This is a genomic window from Paraburkholderia tropica, assembly GCF_014171495.1.
GTDB classification, from domain to species: domain Bacteria; phylum Pseudomonadota; class Gammaproteobacteria; order Burkholderiales; family Burkholderiaceae; genus Paraburkholderia; species Paraburkholderia tropica.
On the sequence record NZ_CP049136.1, the window covers coordinates 1,511,491 to 1,535,629 of the forward strand.

The window sequence follows — 24,139 nt, forward strand, 5'->3', positions numbered from 1 at the left end:
GAAAAACCTGTTGAATCTGCGGAATATCGCATCTGACGATTCTGCCGCCGGTGACGCGCTCCATGCTGGAACTCATCATCGGCGGCAGGCCGTTCAGCGCGATTTCAGGCGGTATTCAGACGAACCGCCTGATCTTGCGTGTCTAGATTTCGTCCGGCACGAAGTCGGGCAGGAAACGACGCACATCGACTTCCTTGAATTTCGAACGCTCGAAATGATGCTTGAGTTTGAACGGCACCGTGCAGTCGAAAATCGTTTTGCACGATGCGCCCTGTTCGAGAATGCTCGGGCTGAATTCCGGAATCTGTGACGGATCGAGCGGATGGCAGCGCACGCCCGGAATGGCCACGTGGCTCACGTCGCCCTGATAACGCGTTTGCATGGCCCACAACACGTCGTCGGTGTCGAAGATATCCACGTCTTCGTCAACGAGAATCACGTGCTTGAGTTCCGGGAACGACGAGAACGCGAGCAGGGCAGCTTGACGTTGACGACCTTCGTCCACGGGCGCCGACTTCTTGAATTGCATCACGGCGAGCAGTTTGCCGCCGCCCGAGTTGTGCGCGTAGACGTTGAGCAGTTTGCCCGGCATGGCGCGTTCGACCATCTGCAGAATGCTGGCCTCGGTCGGAATGCCGGCCATGTTCACGTGCTCTTCGCCGGGGCCGACGGTCGTTTGCAGGATCGGATTACGACGATGCGTAATGGCCTTCACCTTGATAACGGGAATCGCGTCCTTCGCTTCGCCGGTATAACCGGGGAATTCCGGCATGGCCTTGCCGGTGTCGGTGTTCTGGTCTTCGCGTACGCGCACGATCGGCAGCAATTCGCCTTCGATCACGATTTCGGCGTGGGCGATGGCGCGCGCGTTGACGGTCAGACAGTTCGACAGTTCGACGGCTTTATTACGCAACGCGCCGGCCACGTTCAGTTCGTCGAAACCGAGCGGCGTCGTCGGCGGTTCGAAACACGCTGCCACGTAAATAGCAGGATCGACACCGATGCTGACCGAAATCGGCAGCGGCTTGCCGGCGGCTTCGGCTTTCTGGCGGAACGCGTCGATATGGCGGCCCGGCGTGAGCCACATCGAGAGCTCGTCCTTGCTCTGCACGCAGAGGCGGTGAATCGTCACGTCGTGCTCGCCCGTTTCCGGATCGGCCGCGTAGCAGAGACCCATCGTGACGTACGGTCCTGCGTCTTCCTCGGTATTGGTTGGCGCGGGCAGCAGCGTGCGCAGATCGAAACCCGGCTCCGTGGCGAGGTGCACGACCTCCTGGCACTGCGCCTTTTCCTTGCCGACGGTGACCGGCGGGATCGGATTGAGCACGGCGTCCTTGAGCAGGAAGCCGAGTTTTTTCGGCTCGCAGTTCAGCAGTTTGCCGACGCGCTTGCGCGAGCCCAGCAGGCCGATAGCGACACGGAAGTCGGGGAAGCCTTTGACCTTATTGAAGATCATGGCGGGACCGCCGCGTCGAGTGGGGCGTGAACAGGTACCGCCGGCGCCGACATAACGATAGACGCCCGAGAGTTCTGCGTGCGGATCGACTTCGACGCTGGTCTGGACCAGTTCGCCCGGGAGGTCGCCGAGGACCTGGAGGGCCGAGCGCAGGTCATGCACGCGCGGTTCTGTGTCACCGCTGTGATCGTTGTGTGCCAATTCAATTCTCCTTGGATTCGACGCTGAACGCGTCTGGGAAAAAATATAAACACCGGAGAATGAAGCGGGAATTACCGTTTTGTTATGCCTTCTAAAGCGAAACAATATGGCTTATCGAAATGATTAAGGTCAATGAAAAAAATGGATTTAGGAACCAGAATCCACTCGAATTTCATGTGGAGACCAATTTTTGTCTCGATGAATTTCACGTGAGTTGTTGAGTATTCCCGCAACCACGTGTGTAGCCGGCGTGTGCACGTAACGCGGGTGGCATGCTGGATTGTTCGCTACTTGAGCCGGGTCGGCAGGCGTAGCGAAATATCCGGAAAATTTTTGATGGCAATAAGCTATTTATTCTGAATGGCGTGATTATTTGTCGCAGTGAAAGTGGGGTGGTCGATCGATTGACGCATCGAGTTTTCGATTGACCGGATTCAATCGCAGTGGATTGGCGGTAGAAAAATCTAGAACGAAGTCGTCGGTGGGTAGTGCGGTTACGCCTCGTTGCGCGGTTGGGGAAACCCGGGCGTAGTCCGCACGGTTGTGAAGAACTAACACAGGATTACTAATGACCAGGATCGTATTATCGGCGGCGCTCGTCGCGGCAGGGGTGCTGACGGCATCGGTCGCGCATGCGCAGAGCAGCGTGACGCTGTGGGGCCAAATGGATGTCGGCATCAACTATGTCAGCAACCAGGGCGGCACACGCAACTTCATGATGGACGACGGCGTCAACGGGCCGGATCTGCTGGGCCTGCGCGGCGTCGAGGATCTCGGCGGCGGCACCAAGGCCATCTTCGAACTGGTGGATCAGTTCTCGGTCGATACCGGCGAATTCACGGCAGACCAGAGTCTCTTTTCTCGCACGTCGCTGGTGGGCCTGCAGAACGACCGTTTCGGCAAGTTGACGGTGGGGAATCAGTACGAATTCATGACGGACACGCTGTTCTTTAACGGCGACGATCCCTCGGAACTGTCCGGCCACTTCTACGACTTCCGCGCCGGTCCGTTCCAGAAGCTCGACCTGCCCGGCAACCCGACGGGTTCGTTCGACTGGGACATGATGAGCGGCGGCACGCCGGTCACCAACTCGGTGAAGTATGTCTCGCCGCGATTCGGCGGATTCAACTTCGGCGCGATGTACGCATTCGGCAACGTTGCGGGTTCGGTGGGTGCGGGCAACGCGCAGAGCTTTTCGCTGAGCTACAAGGCGGCCTCGTTCGGTGCGGACGCGGCTTATACGAACATCAAGACGTACACGGCAGGCTCGCCGCAGATCAGCGTGCGTCGCTGGGGCGCGGGCGCGCATTACGACTTCGGTAACTGGCGCACCAATGCGCTGTTCACGACCGTGCATAACTCGGAGAACGGCGGCTCTGTCTGGGAAGTCACCGCGGGTGCTGAATACCACTTCACGAGCGCGTTCAAGATGGGCGCTTCGTACATGTATATGAAGGGCAATCAGACCGTCGACAACAACCACGCGAACCAGCTTTCTGGCATCGCCGAATACTCGCTCTCGAAGAACACGAGCGTGTACGCCATGGCGCTTTATCAGATTGCGAACAAGGGCGCGCAAGCGCAATTGAGCGGGCAGAACACCACCGAAGACGCCTCGAGCAGCAACGTTCAGACGGTCGCACGTATCGGTATTCGTCATCGCTTTTAAACGTGCCAGCCACGTGAATTTCCGGCGTGATTCATGTTCCGGAAATTCGCCCGTCGCCGCGTGGATAAAAAAACACCATGCGGCAACGGGCGACGAAACGGCGAATCAAGCACTCGCAGCACGAGGTCCAGACATGATCGATATCCAGAAAGGCTCGCCGTATGAATGACTATCTTTATCGCATTTCGGTCGCGCTCGGCGGCATGTTGTCTTGCATGCCGACGCTTCCCGGCTCCGAGGCGCTCGTCAACGTGCTGAACAAAACCTTGCGACACGATATTCCTGCGAAAACGCTCAAGTTACTCGAAGGTCGTGCGCTGCAGGCGCAGGTTGCCGACATTGGCGTGCGCTTCGATTTCGCGGTATGCGATGGCGTATTCGAAGCGCTCCCGGAGCCGCGCGAAGTGGACTTGAAAATGAGCGCGACGTTCGAAGATTTCCGCGCGGTAATCGGCGGCGAGACGCCGTTCGACACGCTGTTTTATAGCCGGCGGATCGTACTCGAAGGCGATCTCGACATTGGATTCGCCGTCAAGGAAATGTTTTCGGACATGGATTTCGGCACCACCTCGCTGGAGACCGTCATGCAATTGTGGCGCACCAATATGCCTCGCAATCTCGGCGCCTAGCGCCAACGTGTTCCCCGCGATCGTTTTCGCCGAGATCGCCAGTTGAAGATTTGCAGAAGCACGGCCAGCCGGGCCGTGTTGCATCATTTGTGAGGATTGTCTATGTTCGTCGCCAGCAGGACGGAGCTCGACTCCCTGATTGCGCGCGTGAAAAAAGCGCAGGAAATATTCGCCACGTTCCCGCAGAAGAAAGTCGATGAAATCTTTCGCAGCGCTGCGCTCGCCGCGTCCGAAGCTCGCATTTCCCTTGCACGCATGGCGGTGGAAGAGACGGGAATGGGCGTGCTCGAAGACAAGGTCATCAAGAATCACTTCGCGTCGGAGTACATTTACAACGCGTGGCGAGACGAAAAGACCTGCGACGTGATTGCCGTCGACGAAAGCGCGGGCACGATGACGATTGCGGAGCCGGTCGGGCTCGTTTGCGCGATCGTGCCGACCACCAATCCCACCTCCACCGCGATCTTCAAGGCGCTGATCGCACTGAAGACGCGCAACGGCATTATTTTCAGCCCGCATCCGCGTGCGCGCCGCTCGACGTGCGAAGCCGCGCGCATCGTGCTCGCAGGCGCGGTGGCGGCAGGCGCACCCGCCGATATCATCGGCTGGATCGATGCGCCGAGCGCCGAATTGTCCGATCACCTGATGACGCACGACGACATCAATCTGATTCTCGCGACGGGCGGCCCAGGCATGGTGAAGGCCGCGTATTCGTCGGGCAAACCGGCCATTGGCGTGGGCGCGGGCAATACGCCGGCCGTCATCGACGAAACCAGTGACATCAAGCGCGCCGTCGCCTCGATCCTGATGTCGAAGACATTCGACAACGGCGTGGTATGCGCGTCGGAGCAATCGGTGATCGTCGTGGATGAAATCTATGACGCGGTACGCGAGCGCTTCGCAAAGTCGGGCGCGTATGTGTTGTCGCCGGAAGAAGCGGGCGCAGTGGGCACCTTCCTGATCGTCGGCGGCCGCCTCAACGGCGATATTGTCGGGCAATCGGCGGTGACCATCGCGGATATCGCGGGCGTGAACGTGCCCGAGAATACGAAGATCCTGATTGCGGAAGTCACCTCATACGGCGAAGACGAACCGTTTGCGCACGAGAAGTTGTCGCCTACGCTCGCCATGTATCGCGCGCGCGACTTCGCTCACGCAGTGGAAATCGCCGAAGCGCTCGTCGAGCTGGGCGGCATCGGTCACACGTCGGTGCTGTATACGGATCAGGACAATCAGCGGGATCGCGTCGCGCTGTTCGGCAAACGTTTGAAGACGTCGCGTGTGCTCGTGAATACGCCTTCGTCGCACGGCGGTATCGGCGACCTCTATAACTTCAGGCTCGCGCCGTCGCTCACGCTCGGCTGCGGTTCGTGGGGCGGCAATTCCGTTTCGGAAAACGTCGGCCCGCAACATCTGATCAACCGGAAGATCGTCGCTAAACGGGCGGAGAATATGCTGTGGCATAAATTGCCGAAGAGTATTTATTTCCGCCGCGGCTGTTTGCCGTTCGCGCTCGAAGATCTGCGCGACAAAACGCGCGCCACGGTTGTGACCGATCGCTTTCTTTTCACGCAAGGCTATGCGGGCGAACTGATTCGAACGCTCAAATCGCAGGGGCTGGAGGTGTCGGTGTTCAGCGACGTCGAAGCGGACCCGACGCTCGACATGGTGCGTCGCGGCGCCGCTGCACTGCGCGCCTTCAAGCCCGATGTGATCGTTGCGTTCGGCGGCGGCAGCGCCATGGACGCGGCCAAGATCATGTGGGTGATGTACGAACACCCCGAAATTCGTTTCGAGGAACTGGCGCAGCGTTTCATGGATATTCGCAAGCGTATTCATCGCTTCCCGCGCCTGGGCGTGAAAGCGGAACTCGTCGCCATTCCCACCACCTCGGGCACGGGTTCCGAAGTCACGCCGTTCGCCGTCGTGACCGACGAGAAGACCGGACTCAAATATCCGATTGCCGATTACGAACTCACGCCGAATATCGCTATCGTCGATGCGGATCTCGTCATGCACATGCCGCGCGATCTCACGGCTTACGGCGGCATCGATGCGGTCACGCATGCGCTCGAAGCGTATGTCTCCGTGATGGCAAACGAGTATTCGAACGCGCAGGCGTTGCAGGCGCTCAAATTGTTGAAGGTGTATTTGCCGTCCGCATACGCGCGCGGCGCGGGCGATCCGGTTGCTCGCGAGCAGGTTCACAACGGCGCGACGCTTGCGGGTATCGCCTTTGCGAATGCTTTCCTCGGCGTGTGTCACTCGATGGCGCACAAACTCGGCGCGGAATTCGGTCTTGCGCACGGCCTCGCGAATGCGTTGCTGATCGCGAACGTGATTCGCTACAACGCGAACGATGTCCCGTCGAAACAGGCGGCCTTCAGCCAGTACGACCGGCCCGTTGCGCGCTGCCGTTACGCGGAAATTGCCGACGCGCTTTCGCTCGGCGGTGTTTCAGTGGACGAGAAGGTCGAGGCGCTGGTGGCGTGGATCGAGGAACTCAAGCAATGGCTCAACATCCCGGCGTCGATTCAGGCGGCGGGTGTGCCCGAAGCGCGATTCCACGCGTGTCTCGACGCGCTCGCGGAAAATGCGTTTGACGATCAATGCACGGGCGCGAATCCGCGCTATCCGTTGATTGCCGAAATCCGCCAGCTACTGCTCGACAGCTACTATGGGCGGGCTTATGTCGAACGCGTCGGCGACGTGGCTGAACCCGAAGTCACCGTTGCCATAGACGGACTGTAAACGTAAAAAACCCGGTCGCCCATCGGGCAACCGGGTCGTCGATTCGCGCGGGTCACTCGGCGTCACGCGCTGTGCAACACGCTCGACAAGCCCCGCGCCGAACGATGCGATCGTTCGCGCAGGGCGACTCTCATGGTGCGATCAAGACCGATCAGAAGCGGTGGCGGATGCCGACCGTGCCGACGACCTGCGAGCTCGACGACGACGCCGAGAAACCGACGATATCCGCGCCGATGCCCGAATCGCCCGTGCTGCCCACGTGCTGGTACGCAGCTTCGGCGTACACGTCGGTGCGCTTCGAGAGCGCGTAATCCGACTGCAGCGTGATCTGGTGGTACTTCGGATCGACGCCCTTCAGGCTCGCATCCGTGTACGTGTACGCGCCCGAGAACGACAGGGCCGGCGTCAGGTTGTAACGCGCGTTGATTTCATAGTTCGTGAAGCGCGCGCTGCCATCGAGGCCGATGCCCGACGACGTGCCCGAGTTCGACGAACCGATCAGCGTGGCGTTGCTCAGTTGCGTCTGCGTGAAGACGAAACCGACGTTCGCTGCGCCGAACGCGTAGTTCACGCCTGCGCCGTAGGTGCGTTGACGGCCTGCCGTGAAGGTGGCGTCGGTGCTGACCGCGCCGCTCGTGTTGCTCGAACCCGAGCCGTTGACCTGCAGGTAGCCGGCGCCGAACTTCAGGCCGCCGAATGCGTACGATGCGCCGACGCTGTATGCGCGGTTGTCGGCGAAGCCGTCAGCTTCGTTCGAGAAGCCATAGAGGGCGCCGAACTTGAAGCCGTTGTAATCGACGCTCTGGAACTTGACCGAATTGCTGATACGGAACGAGTTGTTCAGGTTGTCGTTGTCGTACGGGTGCGAGGCGATCGTGCCGCCGTATTGCGTGCCGTTGAGCGCGAGCGGGGCGAGATAGTCGACCACGCTGTCATACTGGCGGCCGAGCGTGAGCGAACCGTACTGGTTGCTCGACAGACCGACGAATGCCTGGCGGCCGAACATGCGGCTGTTTTGCTTGAGCGCGCCGCTCATGACGCTGAAACCGTTTTCGAGGACGAAGATCGCCTTCAGGCCGCCGCCGAGGTCTTCCTGACCCTTCAGGCCGAAACGGCTGCCGTTCAGCGCGCCGCTGGTGGCTGCGAATTCATGCGCGCCGCCCGAGTTGCTGCTATAGGCGATGCCTGCGTCGATCAAACCGTACAGCGTGACGGTGCTCTGTGCGTGGGCGACGCTGGCGAAACCGGCGGCAGCGACTGCGAGAGCGGAAAGGGTAGTCTTTTTCATCGTTACTCCATGGAATTGTTATTCGCTCGATGAGAGCGAGCGCGGAGCATAACGCGATATCCAAAATTGTTTTTTACGCTTGTGGTCTGCACGCCACGATTCGAATCACCGATTGTTCTTTGTTATTCCCGTTTATTACGTGACCGGTATGTTTTATCGAAATGTGTCGTAAAAAACGATGTATTTGCTCGTTGTCGACGAGCTTCGAGCACGCTGTGGAACGCGATTCTCACGAGTTTTCTGAAATATTCGTTAATCGAGATTACGAATTATAGCGAAAGTCGAATAGCGCAATGAAATGCACGCTATTTCGAAACGTAATGCGTCCATCGACATTTACGGGGCGACTTCCGCAGACATTTTCAGCCTCGATTCGCGTCGTTGGGTGCGATTCGACGAGTGACATGAAAGCCACACGCAAGCGCGCAGTGTGACTACGGCGCAACAGTCTGCGACACAGCGCTTCACCACCAATTTTTACGGTTGTTTACCGGCATTGCGGCATGCCGATCTGCGCGGAGGCTTGTCGCGCAAGGCTGACACAAGCGCACGCATTCGGGCGCGCGATGGCCGCGCGAGTTCAATTCTTACTCGTCGTTACCGCAACCTTCCAATCTGACAGTTAGTAAGGAGAATCATTCTCATTTGCAGCTATGATCGCGGCCTTTGATGCACCTTGGGTCAAACGACCCGCTATTGGTTGATTACGCTGCGGAAACTCAAACATTCATGAACCGAACCACACACTCACCCGTGCAGGCGTTTCGCCTGGCTCCGCTCGCCGCTGCGGCTTTCGCGCTCGCCAGCCTGTCCGTCCACGCGTATGCCGCCGATGCCACGAGCGATAGCGCCACCACGGACAGTGCGAAGTCGTCGGTGTTGCCCGCCGTGAGTGTGAAAGCGGCTCGCGCCGCGCTGCCCGGCGACCTTGCGCCGGCGTATGCGGGCGGGCAGGTCGCGAGCGGCGCGTCGATCGGCGTGCTCGGCAAGCAGAAGATGCTCGACGTGCCGTTTTCGGTCACGAGCTACACGTCGAAGCTGATTCAGGATCAGCAGGCGCAAACGGTCGCCGACGTCGTCGCCAACGATCCGGCCGTGCGCACCGCGCTCGGCTACGGCAACTTCTCCGAGACCTATATCATCCGCGGCTTCCAGGTCTATTCGGACGACGTGGGCCTCGACGGCTTCTACGGCCTCACGCCGCGCCAGATGGTCGACACCGGCGCGATCGAGCGCGTCGATATCTTCAAGGGCGCGAGCGCGTTCGTGAACGGCGCGGCGCCGGGCGGCTCGGGCGTGGGCGGCACGATCAACGTGCAGACCAAAGTCGCGGACGATAAGCCCGTCACGCGCGTGACGGTGGAGGGCAGCGCGTCGGGCGAACTCGGCACGCACGTGGACGTGGGCCGCCGCTTCGGCGACAACGACCAGTTCGGCATTCGCGTGAACCAGACCGTGGTGGGCGGCAGCACGGCCGTGCAGAACCAGGACAGCCACTCGCAGCAAACCGCGATTTCGCTCGATTATCGCGGCGACAAGCTGCGTCTCTACGCCGACTTCCTCTATCAGAAGAACAACATCACGGGCGGCCGTCCGGGCGTGTTCGTGACGGGCGACGACATGCCGTCCACGCCGTCGGCGAGCTACAACTACGCGCAGCCGTGGACGTATTCGAAGCAGGAAGACACGGTCGGCATGCTGCGCGGCGAATACGACATCGCGCCGAACTGGACCGCTTACGCGGGCATCGGCTCGCGTCATACGACCGAACTGGGGCAGTACGAGACGCCCACCTACGATGCGGGCTCGACGACGGCGTATCGGATGAACACGCTGTTCAAGGAAAACGCGATCTCGGCGCAGACGGGTGTGCGCGGCAAGTTCAATCTCGGCCCGGTTTCGAACCAGGTCAATGCGGGCTGGCAGATCGAACGCATCGCGGAGTACGGCGCTTATAACTGGAGCTACGGCCTCCCGTGGTCGACGAGCCTCTACAACACGGCGACGGTTGCGATCCCGGGCACCACGTATGGCGCGGGCGACTTCTCCGATCCGGGCCTGACGAGCACGACGCTGATGCGCAGCTTCGTCGTGTCGGACACGCTCGGCTTCTTCCACGACCGCCTGCTGTTCACGGTTGGCGCGCGTCGTCAGAACATCGTCGAAAACGGCTATGAATACGGTTCGGAAACGCAGGACTCGGCGTACAACGATTCCGCGACCACGCCGATTCTCGGCCTCGTCTACAAGCTTCAGCCGAATCTGTCGATCTACGCGAACCGCGCGGAAAGCCTCGTCGAAGGCGGCACGGCGCCGAGCGGCACGGCCAACGTCGGCCAGGTGCTCGCCCCGTTCCGCGCCAAACAGTACGAAGCGGGCGTCAAGTACGACGCGAATCATTACGGCGCGGCGTTCGCGATCTACCAGATCAAGCAGCAGGTCGCGTACACGAACAGCGTGACCAACATCTACGCCGCGGACGGCATTCAGCGCCACCGCGGCGCGGAGTTCTCGATGTACGGCGAGCCGCTCAAGGGCCTGCGCGTGATCGGCGGCGTGTCGTATATCGACGCCAAACTGATGGACACGGGCGACGCCTCGGAGAACGGCAACCGTCCGATCGGCGTGCCGGCGTGGACCTTCAACGCGAACCTCGAATACGACGTGCCGCAACTGCCGGGCCTCACGCTGATGGGCCGCGCGATCTGGACCAGCTCGCAGTATCTCGACACGGCGAACACGCAGAAGATCCCGTCGTGGACGCGTTTCGACGTGGGCGCGCGCTACAAGACGCAGATCCTCAAGCACGACACGAGCTTCAACGTGATGGTGACGAATCTCGCCAATCGCTCGTACTGGTCGTCGGCGCTCGGCGGATATTTGACGCAGGCCGAGCCGCGCACGGCGTGGTTCTCGGTGACGACGGACTTCTAAAGGGAGCCATCGCGCATGCCGCGCATAGCTGCTATGCGGCATGCGCGCGCCCAACGCCATGCGCGGTCCGGATAATTTCAGGCATTCCGAAGCGCGTCCGGCCCAGCGGCTGAGTTCGCGCGACACCTTGCAACAGGGAGCCTGAACTCATGTCTGAAATCGCCCAGCCGCGCAACGGCGGCCGCATCCTCGTGGACGCGCTCGTGCGCAATGGCGTCGATACCGTCTACTGTGTGCCCGGCGAAAGCTATCTGCCGGTGCTCGACGCCCTGCACGACGCGCATGGCGTGCGCACGATCACCACGCGCCACGAAGGCGCGGCCTCGAACATGGCCGATGCCTACGGAAAGCTGACGGGTCGCCCCGGCATCTGTTTCGTGACGCGCGGCCCCGGCGCCACGCACGCGAGCAACGGCGTGCACACGGCGAGCGAAGATTCCACGCCGATGATCCTGTTCATCGGCCAGGTCGAGCAGGATTTCATCGGTCGCGGCGCGTTCCAGGAAGTCGATTACCGCCAGATGTTCGGCGGCATCGCCAAGTGGGTCACGCAGATCGAAAGCGTGGAGCGCATTCCCGAGATCGTCGCGAAGGCGTTCAGCGTGGCGCTCTCGGGCCGTCCGGGTCCGGTCGTGATCGCGCTGCCCGAAGACGTGCTGTTCGGTGCGGCCGCCGTGGCCGACGCACCCGCCGTGCGCATCGCGCATGCCGCGCCGGAACCGCAGGCGCTCGACACGCTGCGCGAATTGCTCGACGCCGCGACGCGTCCGCTGGTGGTGGTCGGCGGCACGGGCTGGGACGCCGAATCGGGCGCCGCGCTCAAGCGCTTCGTGCACGCCAACAATCTGCCGGTCGCGGCCTCGTTCCGCCGCCAGGATCTGTTCGACAATCGCGATCCGCATTACGTCGGCCAGCTCGGCCTCGGCGTGTCGCCGAAACTGTCGGATCGCGCCAAAGAGGCCGATCTGGTGATCGTCGTCGGTTCGCGTCTCGCCGAAACGACCTCGTCGGGCTACACGGTGTTCGAGAGCCCCGCGCCGAAGCAGACCATGGTGCATGTCCATCCCGACGCCGAGGAACTGGGCCGCGTGTTCCAGTCGCGTCTGCCGATTCACGCGTCGCTGCGCGCGTTCGCGCTGGCGCTCGACGGTGTAAAGCCGGTCGCGGCCGCCTCGCAGCAGCGCTGGCAGGCGTGGACGGAAACGGCGCGCGCCGATTACGTCGCGCATTCGACGCCGCCCGCGCCGAGCGCGGAAATCCACGGCGTGGATCTCGCGCAGGTCGTCGCGCATCTGAACGACGTGCTGCCCGACGATGCCGTGATTTCGAACGGCGCGGGCAACTACACGGTCTGGGTGCATCGTTTTTACCGCTATCGCAGCCCGGCCACGGAACTCGCGCCGACCAACGGCGCGATGGGCTACGGCTTCCCGGCGGCCATCGCGGCGAAAATCCAGAATCCGCAGCGTTCGGTCGTGTGCTTCGCCGGCGACGGCTGCTTCATGATGTATCCGCAGGAACTGGCGACGGCGGTGCAGTTCGGCGCACCGCTGATTGTCATCGTCGTGAACAACAATATGCTCGGCACGATCCGCATGCATCAGGAGCGCGAATATCCGGGCCGCGTGTCGGCCACGCAATTCGTGAATCCCGATTTCGTGGCGATGGCGCAGGCTTTCGGCGCACATGCCGAACGTGTCGAGCGCACCGAAGATTTCGCGGCGGCCTTCGAGCGCGCGCAGCGTGCCGGCGTGGCGGCGCTCATCGAGCTTCGCACCGATCCGCTGCAGATCACTCCCGCTAACCGTTTGAGCGCATGAGCATGACAACCGACATTCAAGGCATGATGATCATCGGCGGCACGCCGGTGAAGGGCGCCGATGGCGTGACCTACGCGCACGCGGCGCTGACCGGCGAGGCGCTCGCGCCTGCATTCGGCTGCGCGAGCGCCGACGACGTCGAGCGCGCCTGCACGCTGGCAGCCGACGCATTCGACGCCTACCGCGCACTCTCCGACGAGCGGCGCGCCGCGTTTCTCGAAGCCATCGCCCAGGCGCTCATCGATCTCGGCCCGGCGCTCACCGAACGCGCGCATCTCGAAACCGCGCTGCCGATGCCGCGTCTCGAAGGCGAGCGCATGCGCACGGTGAATCAGCTGAAGCTGTTCGCGGCGGTCGTGCGCGACGGCCGCTGGCACGGCGCGATCATCGATCCGGCGCTGCCGCAGCGCGCGCCGCTGCCGCGCCCGGATCTGCGTCTGCGACGCATCGGCCTCGGGCCGGTCGCCGTGTTCGGCGCAAGCAATTTCCCGCTCGCGTTTTCGGTGGCGGGCGGCGACACGGCGTCGGCGCTGGCCGCGGGTTGCCCGGTGATCGTCAAGGCGCATCCGGCGCACCTCGGCACGTCGGAACTCGTGGGCCACGCGATCGCCCGCGCCGCGCGCGAAACCGGCATGCCGGACGGCGTGTTCTCGCTGCTGATCGGCGAAGGCACGGCGGTCGGCGAAGCGCTCGTACGTCATCCGGAGATTCAGGCCGTGGGTTTCACGGGTTCTCGTCAGGGCGGTCTCGCGCTGCAACGCATCGCGCAGGCGCGCCCCGAGCCGATTCCCGTCTACGCGGAAATGAGCAGCATCAATCCGGTCGTGCTGTTGCCCGCGGCGCTTGAAGCGCGCGGCGAGCAGATCGCCAGCGAGTACGCCGATTCGATCGTGCTCGGCACGGGCCAGTTCTGCACGAATCCTGGCATCGTGCTCGCGCTCGAAGGCGCGGCGCTCGACGCGTTCTGCGCGAAGGCTTCGCAGGCCATCAGCGCGAAGGCCGCGACGACCATGCTGACGCCCAATATCCACGCCGCGTATTGCCGCGGTGTCGATCGCCTCAGCGCGCTGGCCGACGTGACGACGCTCGCGAACGGCCGTGAAGCAGCAGGCGCGTTCGACGCGGTGCCCGCGCTGCTGCGCACCGATGCGCGCGCGTTCCTCGCCGAAGCGGAGATGCAGGAAGAAATCTTCGGGCCGAGTTCGCTGATCGTGGCGTGCCGCGATCTCGACGAACTGCGCACCGTGCTGCGCCGCATGAGCGGCCAGTTGACGGCCACCGTGCATCTCGACGAAGCCGATCACGAGCACGCCCGCGCGCTGTTGCCGACGCTCGAGCGCAAGGCGGGCCGCGTGCTGTTCAATGCGTTCCCGACCGGCGTCGAAGTCAGTCATGCGATGGTGCACGGCGGCCCGTTCCCGGCGACGTCGGATACGCGCACGACCTCGGTTGGCGCGACGGCCATCGACCGTTTCCTGCGTCCGGTCTGCTATCAGTCGGTGCCCGATACGCTGCTGCCGGACGCGCTCAAGCAGGCGAATCCGCTCGACATCTGGCGTCTTTACGACGGCGATCTGAAGCGCGATTAACGTCGGAATTAAAGCCTGAATTAAAGCTGGAAAGTACAACGCCCGCGAATGCATCGCACGATGCGCTCGCGGGCGTTTTCATTGGCGCCGCGGTTTTTAAAAGCGCGGGCTGGATCGGTCAGCCTTCCGAAAGGTGCGGTTCGTCCGGCGTGCCGGGCGTGAGCGCCGTGCCGGGCCAGTCGCCGCTCGTCACCAGATCGGCGGCGACGTCGCGAATCATCTGCGCCACGCTCCAGACGCCGTCCGGCATCGTACGATTCTGCGGCCACGCAATCGCCACGTCGCGCATGACCACGGGATTGTCGAGCGGCACGCATTGCAGGCGGCCATCGGCGACTTCCTCGATCACGGAAGCGGCGGGCAGCACCGTGCAGCCGCATTGCGCGATCACGAGACGTTTGGTCAGCGAGATCGATCCGTCGCATTCGAGCACGATGCGCGGCGTGAAGCCGTGGCGCGCCGCGAGCGATTCGACCAGCACGCGCAGGCCGTGATGCGTGCTCGGCAGAATGAGCGGTACCTGGCCGAGCAGGCTGACGTCGGCGAGTCCTTCGGGCAGTGCGTAATTCGCCGGCGCGACGAGACAGATCTGTTCCGCGAGCAGCGTGTCGAACTGCATCGCGCCGCGATGCTCGGGCACGTACATGACGGCCAGATCGATTTCGCCGTCGCTCAGGCGGCCGAGAATCTGGCTCGCGAGACCTTCGATAAAGCGCACGCGCGTATTCGGATAACGCGCGCGCAGCCGATGGCCGAGGCTCGCGAACATGATGCGGGCAATCGTGGGTTGAGCGGCGATGACGAGCCGGGCGGGCCCGCTTTCGACGCCGCTGCGCATCGCGCCGCGCGCTTCGTCGAGCGTGCGTTCGAGCGTTTGCGCATAACCGAGCAGCTGGGCGCCGCGTTCGGTGAGCCCGACGCCACGGCCGCTGCGGCGGAAGAGACGCACGCCCAGTTCGGCTTCGAGCACGGCGATACGGCGGCTGACGGTGGACTGGTTCGCGCCCAGTTCCATCGCGGTGCGCGAAATGCTGCCGGTCTTCGCGACGTGGGCGAAGACGGCGAGGTCGTCTGAGTTCATGGGCGATTCACGAGCGGCGATGTACGCGCGAGTACCGGGGTGGCCGCGGGAGTGGCCGTGCGCATGATGGAGGCGCGGGCCGGTACGGATTGCGCAAGTGCTCGTTATATCACGTCATGACCCGGAAGCTGACGTTTTCCTTGATAGTGGAAAAGACGCGGCGCGTGACCGGGAATCGTTCGGAGACCCAGGCACGCGCCGCTTTCAGTCGAATTCAGGCGAATTCAGCCGAAGTGATCAAGCGTGAAAATCAGGCTTGCCCTTCGAGTTGCTTGTTGCGCGTTTCAGGCAGAAACACGGCGACGATGAACACCACCACATACGACGCCGCCGCCCACACGCCGATCGACTTCGCCAGCCCGACCGACGCGCTCGTGATGCCGACCGCAGCGGGCACCAGCGAACCGATGCCGCGACCGAAATTGTACGAGAAGCCGCCCGCCGAGGCGCGGATCTGCACCGGGAACAGCTCGGTGAAGCATGCGCCCATGCCGGAGACGATGCCCGACTGGAACAGTCCGAGCGGAAAGCCCAGCACCAGCAGCGCGGACATCGGCAGATGCAGGTGCGTATAAGCCAGCACCGTGAGCGTCGCGCCCGCCGCCGAGAGCGAGAAGGTCCAGCGTCGGCCGATCGCATCGCTCAGATACGCCATGCCGACGTAGCCGCAGAACGAGCCGAAGATATTGACGGCGAGATACATCGTCGTCAGGTTGATGGTCAGGCTTTGTGTTTCGCGCAGATACGTCACGAGCCACGTGAGAATCGTGTAGTTGCCGCCGAGCGCGCCGGCTGCCATCGCCGAGGCCAGCAGGGTGCGCGGCAACACGCTGGGCGCGAAGATGCGGCCGAAGGTGTCGAACAGACCGCTTTGCGCGCGGAATTCCGCCGCCGATTCGAAGGCCGCCGATTCGTCGACATTGCGGCGCATCCACAGCACCAGCAGGCCCGGCAGAATGCCCAGCAGGAACAGTACGCGCCACGCATATTGTTCGGGCAGCGCGCTGAACAGCACCCAGTAGAGCAGCGCGGCGAGCGCATAACCCACGGGCCAGCCGCTTTGCACGCAGCCCACCGCGCGTCCGCGAATGCGCTTGTCGACGACTTCGCCGATCAGGATCGCGCCCGCCGCCCATTCGCCGCCGAAGCCGAGACCTTGCAGACTGCGCGTGAACAGCAATTGATGGAAGCCGTTCGTGAAAGCCGAGAGGCCGGTGAACAGCGAGAACCACAGAATCGCCAGCTTGAGCACGCGAACGCGGCCGATACGGTCTGCGAGCACGCCCGCAATCACACCGCCCACGGCCGAGGCGACCAGCGCCGAGGTGCCGATCACGCCGGCCTGCGCCTTGGTCATGTGCCAGGCGGTCAGCAGGGTGGGAATGACGAACGCGAAGAACTGCACGTCCATGGCGTCCAGCACCCAGCCGAGGAAACACGCCCAAAAGGTGCGCCGCTGGGAGGAATTCATGGTGCTGTACCACGTCTGCATGAGGTTGATCTCCAGCGCAGGCTGCCGCCCGCTTTGTTCTATATCGAAGGTCGGGCAAAGGCTGCCGAACCGTGAAATAACTTGTGACAGTGATTATGCGGGCATGCCAGATTGCCGCCCTTGCGTATGACGCATAGCAGATATGCGAAAAAAGACTGAGTGCGCAAATAACGCTGTGAAATGCTCAACGTTCTCAAGTTTCGATCATTGATGCCGTAGACGGGGGCAACGGCTCGAATTTGAATTCCTCTGTTCTTTCAGCGATTTCACTCTGCGATATGTTTAAAAAATTACAATCCGCGCGCGCCTGGCTCTCGCGATGGGGTTTCTCGGCTGCCTACTGGTCATTGGCGGCTCGATGGGGGTTGCAGGTGTGAGTTCCAGCAATCACGATCTGCAAACGCTGTATTCCAATCAACTCGGCTCGGCGGTGGCGCTGAGCCAGACGAGCGTCGCGCTGGCGCGCAGCCGTCTGTGGCTGTTCCGCATTGGTCTCGCGCCCGATGCACCCGACATCGCGCGCTCCGAGCAGAATTCGCGCGATCAGCTCGATCACGCGAAGCAGTCGTGGGAGGCTTATCGCAAGCTGCCCAGCTATAACGACGAGGAAGCGCGCAAGGCCGACGAAATCGACGCCAAACTCAAGCAGTTGTTGCAGGACGGCTATGAGCCGATTTATCGCGCGATCGAAACGAAGGACGGCAATCAGATTCGCTCGGCAGTCCAGAATACGTCGTCGGCGTTATATGGCGATGTGACGGGCAGCATCGACGCGTTGCAGAAAATGCAGGCCGGTTTTGCCGTCGCCAAATACGATCGCGCGCAGGAGCGTTTCCACTGGTTCGTGACCGTGGCCGTATTGGGCGTGCTGTTTGCGCTGTGCGCCGCCGCGTTCGCATGGATCGCGTTGCAACGCGCCATCGGCCGTCCGCTTGCGCAGGCGCTCGCGCATTTCAAAGCGATTGCGAATGGCGATCTCACCGCGCGTATCGAAGTCCAATCGCTCGACGAAATGGGGCAATTGCTCGAAGGCGTCAAGGCGATGCAAACCAATCTCGTCGACATGATTGGCCGCGTGCGCGATGGCGCAAGCGCGATCAATACCGCCGCGCGCGAAATTGCCAGCGGCAATTCGGATCTCTCGCAACGCACGGAAGCGCAAGCCGCATCGCTCGAAGAAACGGCGTCGAGCATGGAGGAATTGACCGCGACGGTGCGCCAGAACGCCGAGAACGCGCGTCAGGCCACTTCGCTGGCGGGCGCGGCCTCGGATACGGCGCAACGCGGCGGCGTGGTGGTGGGCGAGGTCGTCCAGACGATGCAGGGGATTGCGGACAGCTCGCGGCGCATGAACGAAATCATCAGCGCGATCGAGAGCATTGCGTTTCAGACCAATATTCTGGCGCTCAATGCGGCGGTCGAAGCCGCGCGTGCAGGCGATCAGGGTCGCGGTTTCGCGGTCGTGGCGTCGGAAGTGCGCACGCTCGCGCAGCGCGTGGCCACGGCGGCGGGCGAGATTCGCGGCCTGATCGGTCAGGCGACGTCGCGCGTGGACGCCGGTTCGCGACTGGTCGAGGAAGCGGGCACCACGATCGCCGATATCATTCGCGACGTCTCGCGCGTGAACGAAATCCTCGGCGAAATTGCCTCGGCTTCCGAAGAGCAGAGCACGGGTATCGGCCAGGTGAACGTAGCGGTCTCGCAGATGGATCACGCGACCCAGCAGAATGCGGCGCTGGTCGAGCAGGCGTCGGCGGCGGCGCAGGCAATGGCGCAGCAGGCGAGCGGCCTCGATGAAGTGGTCGGTGTTTTCCGGGTGCGCAATTAAGCACACATCGCATTGCGCCGCGCGATATTGCCTTCGCGCGGCGCAATGCGAATCATCAGAAGTCCGATCGAACCGTCAGCATCACATTGCGCGTATCGCCGAATACGCTGTAATACGTGCTCGGCGGACGAATGTAATACTCGCGATTAAACACGTTATTCAATTGCAGCGACGCTTCAACATGCTTGTTGAATCGATAACCGATCTGCGCATTGAAAATCGCATAGGCGCCTTGTTCGACACCGCGTGAAATACGCGTTTGCGCGAGCATGCCGCCGCCCACCGAGAACCCGCGCAACGTGCCGCGCGAGAACGTGTACTTCGTCCACAGCTTGAACAGGTGCTTCGGATCGGTGCCGTCGGTGAGATCGGGCGAGTCGTTCTCGTAGTGCGCATTCAGATACGTGTAGCCCGCGTAGACGTTCCAGTCCGGCATCGGCTGGCCCGTGACTTCGAGTTCCACGCCCTGATCGCGTGCCTTGCCCGCCGAGACGTAGTAATACTGGTGCGCGGGATCGGCGACGGCGCGGTTGTTGTCGTCGATACGGAACAGCGCGGCGTTCGCATTCAGGCGGCCATTCAGGAAGCTGCCTTTCACGCCCACTTCATACTGCTCGCCCGAACGCGGCGGCAGGCCCGTGCCCGAATACGTGCTCTCCGTTTGCGCGTCGAGAAAGCGCGCGTAGTTCGCATAGGCCGTGATCGACGGCACGATATCCCAGAGCAGCCCGGCGGAGGGCAGGAAGCGGTGATTGATCTGCGCGTTGGTGGTCCAGTCGCCGACGCTCGGCAGCGTCGATTGCGTGCGGTCCTGCAGGAAAGCCTCGCGGCCGCCGAGCACCAGCGTGAGCGGATCGGCGAGTTTGATGCGCGCCTGCGCATAGACGCCGTACTGCACGGTGCGATGATTGGTGCCGAACGTGTAGGGCACATCCACGGCGGGCACGGCGTTCGGATCGTAGAGACTGAACGCGCCACCGTACGGGCCGCTCAGCGCCAGATAACCCGATTGCGCGCTCGACGTCATCACCGAGTAATTCGCGCCGATGGTCAGCGTATGCGTTCGCCCGAACAGATGGATCGGGCCCGAGACGTTGCTGTCCGCGCCGAACCAGTCGTAGCTCGTGCGCTGGCGCTGATCGCCGTAGAGCGCGAGACCGTTCGCGGTCGCGCCCGGACCGGAGTACGCGTAATACGCCTTCGAGAGTTCGTGGCGATAGAACAGCGTGGTCGACGACTGCCAGTCGTTTTCGAAGCGATGCACGAGGTTCGCGTTGCCTTCCTGCAGCGAGGTGTACGCGTAGTTCCAGCTCGGGCTGAAGTTCTGCGTGAACGAGCTCGGCACGCGGCCGGTGAGGGCGGTGCGCGTGCTGTTGAGCACGCCGCCCGCGCCGTAGTCGATGCCCGAAATCGGCGAAACCTGATAGCCGCCCGAGAGCGAAAGCGTCGTGCGCGGCGTGAGATCCCAGTCGAGCGCGCCGTAGGCCATCACTTCCTTGCTGCGCGTGCGGTCGATGGACTGCGTGCCGTCGCTGCCGACCAGCACCGCGCGTCCGCGCAGCGTGCCGTCCTTGTTCAGCGGCCCGGTCACGTCGATCATCTGACGCACGCTGCCGAACGAATCGACCTGCGTTTCGGTCGACAGATGGAATTGATCCTGCGGGCGCTTGCGCACGAGATTTACCACGCCGCCCGGCTCGCCCATGCCGTCGATCGAACCGGCCGGACCGCGCATGATTTCCACGCGGTCGTACATCGCCAGATCGAATTGCAGCTGATATTGCAGGCCGCTCAAGGTCGGCACGCCGTCGAACTCGATGCCGAGCTGCGAGCCGCGCGCGCGGAAATACGCGGTGCCGTCGCCGTAATCGATCGAGCTGACGCCCGTGACGTAGCGCAGCGCGTCCTGGATGGTCGTCACGTTCTGGTCGTCCATCTGCTGGCGCGTGAGCACGGAGACCGAGTTCGGCGTCTCCTTGATCGATTGCGCGACCTTGCCGCCGATGGTGGCCTGCTTCGCGGCGTAGGTGCCGCTGCCTTCGGTGGTTGCGTCGGCGTCGTTCGCGCCCGACACCGTCACGGCGGCCAGAACGTTACCGTTCGCGGCAGGCGCGGTTTGCGCGCGCGCCCACGGCGAAGCGAGGCTCAGTGCCGCGAAAGCGAGCGGCGTCATGGTGAGCGCGAAGCGCGGCGCGGCGCGCGTTACACGGCGAGGCGCCAGCCTCCACCATCCCGAAGCCGGTGCGCGCTGCGCACCACGGTGGTCTATTCTCGTTGTCATCGTCAATCATCCCACTGTTGAAAAAGGCCGAACGACTTCCTCCCGCTCAAAGGCGGGCTGTAAAAAAATGCGAGGGACGATCGTTATGGACGGGTGTTTTGAGGGCCCCGTTTGCCCTTGATTTGCCTACGCGCTTCGACGGCCGCGCAGCACCACGAGCGCGACGAGCCACGGCCCGCCGAGCAGCGTGGCGACGAGGCCCGCCGCCACTTCCTGCGGAAACGCGATTTGCCGCCCGAGCCAGTCCGCCGAGACCATCAGCAGCGCGCCGAGCGTCGCCGCGAGATAGAGCTGCGGCATCGGACGCCGCGCGCCGGAAAAGCGTGCGATATGCGGCGCGATCAAGCCGACGAACGACAGCGGGCCGACCACCACGGTGGCCGCCGCCGTGGCCAGCGCGGCGAGCAGCAGCAGCGCGAAGCGCGCGCGGCCCACCGGCACGCCGAGGCTCGCGGCGGCATCCGCGCCGAGCGCGAGCGTGCCGAGCCAGCGCGCGGTTAGCGGCGCGACGGCGAGCGCGAGCAGCGCCAGCGCGGCCATGCTCCACGCGATGCCGGGCGCGACGTAATACGTGGAGCCGATCAGCAGATCGACGAGCACGCCCGCGCGCGGGTCGCCGCTCGACATCAGCGCGCCGACCACCGCCTGAAACAGCGCGCTGATCGAAATGCCGACCAGCAGCAGGCGCTCGGGCGCGAAGCGCGCGCGCCGTCCGAACCACAGCAACAGCAGCAGTGTCGCGAACGCCCCGGCGACGCAGCCCGCGAACAGCGCGGCGGGAACAATGCGCTGGCTCAGGAACAGCACGACGACCATGCCGAACATGCCGCCCGATCCCACGCCGAGCAGGTCGGGGCTCGCCATCGGGTTGGCGGTCATGCGTTGCAGCAGTGTGCCCGCGGTCGCGAGCAGGCTGCCCGCCGCGAGCGCCGCGACGAGATGCGGCACGCGCCAGAACAGCAGCGCGTCGATATGCGCGCGCGTCGCGATGCTCCAGCCGTCGGCGCTGCGCGACACCATCAGCGAGAGCACGCAGACGAGCGGCAGCAGCATGGCCCACAGCAGCGGCAGCGCGCGCGGCGCGAGTGAATTGTGGTGCGGAGCGTGGGGCGCATGGGTGTCGGGCCGCGTGCGCAAACGCGGCAGCAACGCGATGAGCAAGGGCACGCCAACAAGCGCGGTCACGCTGCCGGTCGCGATCAGATGGGCGGCAAACACGTCGGCGCGCGCGGCGAAGCGCACGATTTCATCGGTGAGCCACAGCAGGGCCGCGCCGGTCAGCGGCGCCCAGACGAGCCGGTCGCGCAGACGCCGCGCGCCCGCCAGACGCGCCAGCAGCGGCGCAGCCAGTCCAATGAAGCCGATCACGCCGACTTCGGCGACCACGAACGCCGTGAGCGCCACCGCGACGAACAGCGCCGCGCCGCGCATCCAGCCGACCGCCACGCCGAGATTGCGCACCGTGGCGTCGCCCGCATCGAAGAGACTCAGCGGACGGTAGAGCAGCACCGCGCCGACAAGACACAGCGCGAGCCGCACGGTCAGATGCAGCGCCGCTTGCCAGCCGCTCTGGTCGAGCGCGCCGCCGCCCCAGATCTGCAGGCCGGCGAGCCGGTCGAAATGCACCACCGAAATCGCGAGACTGATCGCGCCGCAATACAGGTTGACCACCATGCCGCCGAGGATCACCCCGAGCGGCGACATGCCTTGCGCCCACGCCAGCGCGAACACGGCGAGCATGGCGATCGCGCCGCCCGCGAGCGCCAGCGTGTCGCGGCCCAGCGCGAGCCAGCCCGGCATCCAGATCGTCGCGATCGAGAGCGCGAGATAGGCGCCCGGGAACACGCCGAGCGTCATCGGTTCGGCGAGCGGATTGCGCAGCACCTGCTGCATCAGCGTGCCCGCGAGGCCGAGCGCGGCGCCGCAGAGCAATGTCGTCGCGATGCGCGGCAGCAGGCTGTCGTGGACCAGCACCGCGCCGATGTCCTGCGCGCTGATCGATGCGGGCAGCGTGAGCGCGCTCCAGAACGGCGCGCCCGCGAGCACGCGATGCACGTCCGCGGCGGCGAGGCACGCGGCGAGCGCGAACAGCGCGCCGACCAGCGGCCAACGCCAGTCGCGCGGCAGCGCGGCGCGCTCAAGGAAGGGACGACGCGCGAGGTTACGCAAGGCCGCCTCCGCCGTTGTCGAGCGTGGCCCGCGCCACGGGAAGGGCGGCGGCGAAGCGCTGCATCGAGACGAGGCCGCCGAACGCGGCGATCACCGGCAGCACCGACACGCGCCGTTCGCGCACGGCGGGCAGCGCGCGCCACAGCGGGCTCGCGCCCAGCGCGGCGCGCAGGTCGTCGTGCAGCGGACCGACCAGCAGAATGTCCGCCTGCGGCACGTCGAACAGGCGTTGCAGCGCGACGGTGGCCGAGCCCGCCGCGTTGGTTGGCCAGGGCGCGTCCTGTGGACGACCCGCCGCGTCACGCGGATTCGCGGCGTTGCGCAGGCCGATGCGCGCAAGCACAGCGTCGAACAGACTGCCCGCGCCGTAGACGCGAAAGTGCCGCTCGTCGAGCGCTTCGGCGACGATCACCGGGCGCGTGGCGCGCGTCGGCGTGGCCGCGATCGCGTCGGCGGCCGCGGTGAATCCGCGTTGCGTGGCGGCGATCAGCGCCATGGCATGGTCCGGCGCGGCGAGCGCGCGCGCCATCGTCTGCGTTTCAGCGCAGAGCGCCTCGAATGGTTGCGCGGCGCTCATGTACGCGCCGAGCGTGAGCGTCGGCGCGATGCGTTGCAGCGGCGTCATCAGCGCCGCGTGGGCGGGCGTGACGATCAGCAGGTCGGGCGCGAGCGTGAGCAGCACGTCGAAATTCGGCTGATAGAGCAGCCCGACGTCGACGACGCCCGGCGGCAGCGGCGGCGCGACGATCCCGCTCGCGTACCAGTCCGGCAGCGGAATGCCGACCGGCGCGCGGCCGAGCGCGAGCAGCGTTTCGGTCAGCTCCCAGTTGAGGACCACGATCCGCCGGGGTGAACGAGGCGAACGAGGTGCACGAGGCGGCGTCGCGCCGAAGCTTGATGTGGACGCCAGCGCGCCAAGTGCAGCGAGCACGCGACGGCGGCGCGGATTCG

14 protein-coding genes are annotated in these 24,139 nt (G+C 63.9%); 7 read left to right on the forward strand and 7 right to left on the reverse strand.

The features are described from left to right. Positions 1 to 142: 142 nt before the first annotated feature. Entirely contained in the window at positions 143 to 1,657 is a 1,515-nt protein-coding gene (locus G5S35_RS30315) for a UbiD family decarboxylase (RefSeq protein WP_176080038.1), read from the reverse strand. Between the two features lie 568 nt (positions 1,658 to 2,225). Between G5S35_RS30315 and G5S35_RS30320 the strand changes: the two genes are divergently transcribed. From G5S35_RS30320 to adhE, 3 genes are all read left to right on the forward strand, one after another. After that, positions 2,226 to 3,326, forward strand: a complete 1,101-nt coding sequence (locus tag G5S35_RS30320) for a porin (RefSeq protein ID WP_074983628.1) — start codon at positions 2,226 to 2,228, stop codon at positions 3,324 to 3,326. A gap of 161 nt (positions 3,327 to 3,487) precedes the next feature. Beyond that, positions 3,488 to 3,955, forward strand: coding sequence for a ubiquinone anaerobic biosynthesis accessory factor UbiT (gene ubiT, locus G5S35_RS30325; RefSeq protein ID WP_065058454.1), 468 nt, complete (start codon positions 3,488 to 3,490; stop codon positions 3,953 to 3,955). A 102-nt stretch (positions 3,956 to 4,057) separates the two neighbouring features. Further along, the gene (gene adhE, locus G5S35_RS30330; protein WP_183039716.1) at positions 4,058 to 6,706 is read left to right on the forward strand and encodes a bifunctional acetaldehyde-CoA/alcohol dehydrogenase; all 2,649 of its coding nucleotides are present in this window, start codon (positions 4,058 to 4,060) and stop codon (positions 6,704 to 6,706) included. Positions 6,707 to 6,857: 151 nt separating this feature from the next. On the opposite strand, the gene G5S35_RS30335 is transcribed toward adhE, so the two are convergent. Further along, on the reverse strand, positions 6,858 to 7,994 hold the full coding sequence (locus G5S35_RS30335) for a porin (protein ID WP_065058457.1): 1,137 nt from the start codon (positions 7,992 to 7,994) through the stop codon (positions 6,858 to 6,860). Positions 7,995 to 8,723: 729 nt separating this feature from the next. Between G5S35_RS30335 and G5S35_RS30340 the strand changes: the two genes are divergently transcribed. The 3 genes from G5S35_RS30340 (at position 8,724) to G5S35_RS30350 (ending at position 14,337) form a co-directional block, all read left to right on the forward strand. Beyond that, on the forward strand, positions 8,724 to 10,928 hold the full coding sequence (locus G5S35_RS30340) for a TonB-dependent receptor (RefSeq protein WP_065058458.1): 2,205 nt from the start codon (positions 8,724 to 8,726) through the stop codon (positions 10,926 to 10,928). 149 nt (positions 10,929 to 11,077) lie between these two features. Next, the gene (locus G5S35_RS30345; RefSeq protein WP_183039717.1) at positions 11,078 to 12,748 is read left to right on the forward strand and encodes a thiamine pyrophosphate-binding protein; all 1,671 of its coding nucleotides are present in this window, start codon (positions 11,078 to 11,080) and stop codon (positions 12,746 to 12,748) included. Positions 12,749 to 12,750: 2 nt separating this feature from the next. After that, positions 12,751 to 14,337: an aldehyde dehydrogenase (NADP(+)) gene (locus tag G5S35_RS30350; RefSeq protein ID WP_183039718.1), complete on the forward strand. Its 1,587-nt coding sequence runs from the start codon at positions 12,751 to 12,753 to the stop codon at positions 14,335 to 14,337. Between the two features lie 118 nt (positions 14,338 to 14,455). Here the strand turns inward: G5S35_RS30350 and G5S35_RS30355 are convergent, their stop codons facing one another. Both G5S35_RS30355 and G5S35_RS30360 read right to left on the reverse strand, forming a co-directional pair. Beyond that, complete coding sequence (locus G5S35_RS30355; protein ID WP_065058463.1) at positions 14,456 to 15,418, reverse strand: LysR family transcriptional regulator; 963 nt, start codon at positions 15,416 to 15,418, stop codon at positions 14,456 to 14,458. Positions 15,419 to 15,668: 250 nt separating this feature from the next. Then, positions 15,669 to 16,910, reverse strand: coding sequence for an MFS transporter (locus tag G5S35_RS30360; protein WP_065058464.1), 1,242 nt, complete (start codon positions 16,908 to 16,910; stop codon positions 15,669 to 15,671). A 319-nt stretch (positions 16,911 to 17,229) separates the two neighbouring features. Here G5S35_RS30360 and G5S35_RS40075 point away from each other — a divergent pair, with 319 nt between their 5' ends. Next, positions 17,230 to 18,738 carry a methyl-accepting chemotaxis protein gene (locus G5S35_RS40075; RefSeq protein ID WP_183039719.1) on the forward strand — a complete coding sequence of 503 codons (1,509 nt, stop codon included), beginning with the start codon at positions 17,230 to 17,232 and terminating at the stop codon, positions 18,736 to 18,738. 55 nt (positions 18,739 to 18,793) lie between these two features. On the opposite strand, the gene G5S35_RS30370 is transcribed toward G5S35_RS40075, so the two are convergent. The 3 genes from G5S35_RS30370 to G5S35_RS30380 form a co-directional block, all read right to left on the reverse strand. Beyond that, entirely contained in the window at positions 18,794 to 20,911 is a 2,118-nt protein-coding gene (locus G5S35_RS30370) for a TonB-dependent siderophore receptor (protein WP_237181609.1), read from the reverse strand. Positions 20,912 to 21,145: 234 nt separating this feature from the next. Then, on the reverse strand, positions 21,146 to 23,188 hold the full coding sequence (fhuB, locus tag G5S35_RS30375; RefSeq protein WP_237181611.1) for a Fe(3+)-hydroxamate ABC transporter permease FhuB: 2,043 nt from the start codon (positions 23,186 to 23,188) through the stop codon (positions 21,146 to 21,148). Then, positions 23,181 to 24,026: an ABC transporter substrate-binding protein gene (locus G5S35_RS30380; protein WP_237181613.1), complete on the reverse strand. Its 846-nt coding sequence runs from the start codon at positions 24,024 to 24,026 to the stop codon at positions 23,181 to 23,183. The genes fhuB and G5S35_RS30380 overlap by 8 nt, the downstream gene beginning before the upstream one ends. Between the last annotated feature and the right edge of the window lie 113 nt (positions 24,027 to 24,139).